The 5,004-nt window shown below is 71.0% G+C and carries 5 protein-coding genes; 3 read left to right on the top strand and 2 right to left on the bottom strand.

Annotated elements, in window-relative coordinates; all coding sequences use genetic code 11:
- Positions 1-176: 176 nt before the first annotated feature.
- Positions 177-383, bottom strand: coding sequence for a hypothetical protein (locus G6R25_RS21370; RefSeq protein WP_163554339.1), 207 nt, complete (start codon positions 381-383; stop codon positions 177-179).
- A gap of 499 nt (positions 384-882) precedes the next feature.
- Between G6R25_RS21370 and G6R25_RS21365 the strand changes: the two genes are divergently transcribed.
- From G6R25_RS21365 to G6R25_RS21355, 3 genes are all read left to right on the top strand, one after another.
- On the top strand, positions 883-2,091 hold the full coding sequence (locus G6R25_RS21365) for an acyl-CoA dehydrogenase family protein (protein WP_163554338.1): 1,209 nt from the start codon (positions 883-885) through the stop codon (positions 2,089-2,091).
- 84 nt (positions 2,092-2,175) lie between these two features.
- Entirely contained in the window at positions 2,176-3,564 is a 1,389-nt protein-coding gene (locus G6R25_RS21360; protein ID WP_235949361.1) for an acyl-CoA dehydrogenase family protein, read from the top strand.
- Entirely contained in the window at positions 3,498-4,142 is a 645-nt protein-coding gene (locus G6R25_RS21355) for a GNAT family N-acetyltransferase (RefSeq protein WP_163554337.1), read from the top strand. Before G6R25_RS21360 ends, G6R25_RS21355 begins: the two co-directional genes overlap by 67 nt.
- A gap of 24 nt (positions 4,143-4,166) precedes the next feature.
- On the opposite strand, the gene G6R25_RS21350 is transcribed toward G6R25_RS21355, so the two are convergent.
- A partial coding sequence (locus G6R25_RS21350; RefSeq protein ID WP_205447316.1) for a hypothetical protein occupies positions 4,167-5,004 on the bottom strand: 838 nt, incomplete at its 5' end.

Below are 5,004 nucleotides of genomic sequence, written 5' to 3'. Positions count from 1 at the left end.
ATCAACCTGGCGGTTTCGGAATAGCTTCCTTGACCCGGGGTCTGCAGGTGGACATTCTCGAAAATCTTGAGGCGGGACTCGGTGCCAACCATCCGGTCAGTGTTCGAGCACGCGACGGCGAGCGGGTGGACCTTGAGATCGATCCGCCCCCGCCGTAGCGGAACGAGCTCGTACGGTCAGAGACCGCTGCCGGGCCGGATGCTCGAGGTGAAGCCGGACATGGCGTCGGCGGGGCGCACGGCCTCCTGCCGGAGCCTCGCCAAGGCGTCACGCAGCCGCGGATGGGAGCAGTCGCCTAGGTCGCCGAAATCACCAAGATCGGCGAGGTCAATCTCGGACAGATCGGGCAGAGCCGACTCGAACGCCTCGTCCCGGTCGATCATGCGCTGCTCGCTCCCGTCCCCGTTCGACGACCCGCGCGGCCGACGGTCAGACTGCAGCGTACGGGCCGGCAGTCAGCCCACCGACAACGACGCCGTAGAACGGGCGATTCGGTTGTCACACCGTCGATCCAGCCCGGCAGCCTGGGCCTCCGGCAGCATTCCGTGGTCGAGAACGTCGTCCGGATGACTGTCACGGGGCGCGGCGGCCACGGGCGACACCGCTCCTCAACGGAGGATCAATCCACGGGTGACCGGCCCCGCCCGACGATCCCGCGTACTTGTTGACTGCGGTCTGGACAACCTGTTTAGGTCGGATGGCGAGATGCGGCATAGCTCACACTCCGCACGTCATCCTGCTGCCCGGCCGTCCATCGACTCCGGGCCCCGCCGAAGGGTCGGGGCCGGTCGGGCTCACGGTGGGCGCGGAGACGATCGCAGGATCGGTGGCGGGGTCGCGTCGGCATCCGAGGTGTCCTGTCGTCCATGCGGGGAGTGGCCCATGAGCTCGGAGTTCACCTGGTCCGCCGAGCAGGTCGAACTGCGCCGGACGGTACGTGCGTTCGCCGCGCAGCTCAGTCCGCAGGAGGAGGTCCGGCGGCTGATGGCGTCGCCGCTCGGCCACGATCCCGCCGTCTGGTCCCGGCTCGGCGAGGAACTCGGTGTGCTCGGCCTCGCCACGGACGAAGAGTACGACGGCGTCGGCGACGGGCTGGTCTCCCAGGCGGTGGTGATCGCGGAGCTGGGCCGGGCGCTCGTGTGCGGGCCGCTGCTCGGCTCGATCATCCTCGGCGCCACGGTGCTGGGAGGCCTGAACGACAAGGCGGCGCGGGCGGAGCTGCTGCCGGGGCTCGTCGCGGGCCGCACCTCCGCCGCGCTGGCGGCGCCGCTGCACCGGGGCGGGTTCGACCCGACCGCCGTCACCGTGACCGCCACCGTCCGCCACAGCGCCTCCTCACCGGGCGGCACCTCCTCGCCGGGCGGCACCGCGACCGCCGAGCACACGCTGCGTGGGTCCGTCACACACGTGCTGGACGGCGCCGCGGCGGACCTCCTGCTGGTCGCCGCGGCGATCGGCGGCGGGGACGGGGACGGGGACGGGTACACCATCGGGCTGTTCGCGGTGAACGCCGACGCCGCAGGACTGGTCCGGCAGTCCACGCCGACGATGGACCTCACCCGCCGGCAGGCCACCGTCAGCTTCAACGACGTCCCGGCCCGGCTGCTCGCCGCGGCGCCGCAGGCCGCGGCCGTCCTCGCCACCACCGCGGAGACCGCCGCCGTGCTGTTGGCCGCCGAGCAGGTCGGCGCCGCCCAGTACCTGCTCGATCTCTCCGTCGAATACGCCAGGACCCGGCTGCAGTTCGGCCGGCCGATCGGGTCGTTCCAGGCGGTCAAGCACCTGTGTGCCGACATGCTGGTGCTGGTCGAGCAGGCCCGTTCGGTGGCCTACCACGGGGCGCGGGCGCTCGACGAGGGCACCGACGACCCGCGGATCGCGGCGAGCCTCGCGCAGTCGGTCTGCTCGAAGGCCTTCACCCAGGTCGCGGCGATGGCCGTGCAGGTGCACGGCGGAATCGGCTTCACCTGGAAGCATCCCGCGCACCTGTATCTCAAGCGCGCCTACACCGACGCGGCCCTGTTCGGCAGCGCCGATGCGCACCAGGAGCGGCTGGCCCAGCTCGTCCTCGACGAGGCCGGCACGTCGTAACGCCGGAAGCACGCAGACGGGCCATCGGCACGGATGACGCGACAAACGACAGGCGGGAGACGGCGATGAGCGCCGAGACGGCCGATGCCCTGGCCTGCGGCGGGGACCTCACAGGACGACGACCGGGGGCGGGTCGAACGGACCGCCCGCGCAGTGCTCGACGGCATCGGCGACCCGGCCACCGCGACGACGGCGGAGTTCCTCGGCGCCTGCTACGACGCGGGCCTGGCCTGGGTGCACTTCCCCGTCGGTTTCGGTGGCCTCGGGCTGCCCGCCGGGCTGCAGGCGGCCGCCGACGCGATCCTGGCGGCCGGTGGGCGGCCCGACCCGTTCCTGAACAACCCGATCGGCGTCGGGATGGCCGGCCCGACCCTGCACGGTCACGCCGGCGAGGAGCTGCGGGCGAAGCTGCTACGCCCGCTGTACACGGGCGAGCAGATGTGGGCCCAGCTGTTCAGCGAGCCGGGTGCGGGCTCCGACCTCGCCGGCTTGTCGACCCGCGCGGTACGCGACGGCGACGGGTGGGTGGTCGACGGCCAGAAGGTGTGGACGAGCCTCGCGCACCTGGCGAGCTGGGCGCTGCTACTGGCCCGGACCGACCCGGATCTGCCCAAGCACCGCGGCCTGACGTACTTCATCGTCGACATGCACGCCCCCGGCGTCGAGGTCCGGCCGCTGCGGCAGGCGACCGGCCAGGCCGAGTTCAACGAGGTCTGCCTGACCGGCGTGCGCATCCCGGACGCCCAGCGCCTGGGCGACGTCGGCCAGGGCTGGAACGTGGCGATGACGACGCTGATGAACGAGCGATCCGCGATCGGCGACTCCGCCCTCGGCCGCGACTCCGGCACGATCGCCGACGCGCTGGGGCTGTGGCGGGACCGGCCCGACCTGCACAGCCCGGCGCTGCGGCTGCGGCTGGCCGACCTGTGGACGCAGGCCGAGGCGTACCGGCTCACCGGGGAGCGCGCCCGGGTCGCCCGCACCGCCGGGCCGCCTGGGCCGGAGGCGTCCATCGGCAAGCTCGTCGGCGCCGAGCTGAACCAGAAGATCTATGACTTCTGCATGGACATGCTCGGCCCCGAGGGCACCCTCTACGACTCCTACGACGACCCCGCCGACGCCTTGGCAGCGCCGGTTCCTGCGGGCGCGGGCGAACACGATCGAGGGCGGAACGTCGCAGATCCTGCGCAACGTCCTGGGCGAGCGGGTGCTTCGGTTGCCCGGCGACGTCCGCGTCGACACCGGAAAACCCTGGCGGGACATCCCGCGGGGCTGACCCACCCGGCGCCGACCCATCCGGCGCCGGCCGTCCACGATCAGATCTCGGCGCGCTCACGCCAGTCCGCGAGGGCCGGTGTCGCAGCGTCGTTACCCGAACGATGCCGCGAACGGGCAGGATCGGACAGGTGCGCACACGGCGGGCGTCCCCGGAGGACTGGGACACGATCTGGCCGGTCTGGCGAGCCGTCGTGATCGAGGGCGAGACCTGCCCCTGGGAACCGGACACCGGCGAGGAGGCCGCCCGAGCCGTCTGGATGCTCCCGCGGCCGGCCGCGGTGCTGGTCATGGAACAGGACGCGGCATCCGACGAGGGGCTGGACGACCCTCGGGACGAGGGGTTGGACGCAAGGACCGTGGTCGCGACCGCGCTGCTGACCCCGAGCCTGCCGGGTCTCGGCGACCACGTCGTGCAGGCCATGTTGCTGGTCGACCCGAAGCGGATCGACCAAGGGGGGCCGCGCACCGGCAGCAGCCAGTATGACGACCACGGGCCCTACGGTGGCCCTGCGTCCCCCACCCGTGGGCGTGCCAGCGGTCACTGGGAAAGCGTGAGCCGCCAGGCTGCCGAGGAAATGATCGAATACGCCACCGGCCTCGGTTATCAGGCGATGCAGGTGCACGTCGTCGCCGCCAACCCGAGGCTGGTCTCGTTGTGGCGGTCGCTGGCGTTCCGCCAGGTCGGCACGCTGCCCGCCGCGTTCCGCCACCCCTGGCTCAGCAACGTCGACCTCTACGTCATGTACCGCTTCCTGCCCCCGCGCGCGCGCTGACTCCGCCGGGACCGGGACACCGGCTCAGGCGGCCTGCGGTGCGGTCGGGTCGAAGGGTTCGGCCGCCTGCCACAGCTCGTCGAAATGAAGCCGGTAGGCCTGCACGACGTCCGCTCGCAGCACGAGCCGGGTGTTGACGATCGTCGGCGGCAGGGCGGTGCCCGCATGGGCTCCGGGCGTGACCTCATACCCCATGACGCCGTCGAAGACGATGACGTCGAGCAGGGCACGGCCGGCGCCCAGCGGAATCGACGCCGGGTGCAACGTGCGCACCTCGATTCCGAGGCTGGCCTGGCGGAAGCACAGACCGTGCAGGTTGTCCTCAACCGTGAGGCTCTGCCGCTCCAGCACGAGGATGCGTCGGATCCGGACGCCACGCTCGGACGCCTCGCGCTGGCATTCCAGGTAGCGATGACCGAGATCGCTCTCCCAGAAACCGTCCGCGAAGCCATGCACGCCGCCGTCGACGGAGGGCAGGCTGATGGCGTCGATGGATTGCTTGGCCTCCCGGGTCAAGCCGAGCAACCAGTCCCGGTCCTCGCCGAAATAGGTCGCGTTCCCGCTCTCCAGCTCACGCATGAACTCGGACATCCGACGAATCTCCGCATGGGCGAACTCTTGCCGTAATTCGGGCGACTCCCCGATCGCGACCGCGTTGCGGAGAAACTGGACGACGGCATCGGTGCGCACCGCCGAGGCCTCCACAAGGCTGAACAGTTCCGCAATCCCACCAATCTCGGTGAAACGGCGCTGCACGGTTTTTTCTATTTTCTCGTGGTGCTCCGCGATCGAGTCTTGGACCTGCCTTATGCGCCGCTCGAACTCGATGAGGAACTGAGCCATTCCCGGCAACGATTTGTGA

Source organism: Candidatus Frankia alpina (assembly GCF_902806485.1).
Lineage (GTDB): Bacteria > Actinomycetota > Actinomycetes > Frankiales > Frankiaceae > Frankia > Frankia alpina.
The sequence above is the reverse complement of the archived record's forward strand: the minus strand, read 5'-3'. Positions and strand labels throughout refer to the sequence as shown.

Coding starts and splice junctions, on each gene's coding strand:
- G6R25_RS21360 (WP_235949361.1), top strand. CDS start 2,176: ATGCCCTGGCCTGCGGCGGGGACCTCACAGGACGACGACCGGGGGCGG.
- G6R25_RS21370 (WP_163554339.1), bottom strand. CDS start 383: ATGATCGACCGGGACGAGGCGTTCGAGTCGGCTCTGCCCGATCTGTCC.
- G6R25_RS21365 (WP_163554338.1), top strand. CDS start 883: ATGAGCTCGGAGTTCACCTGGTCCGCCGAGCAGGTCGAACTGCGCCGG.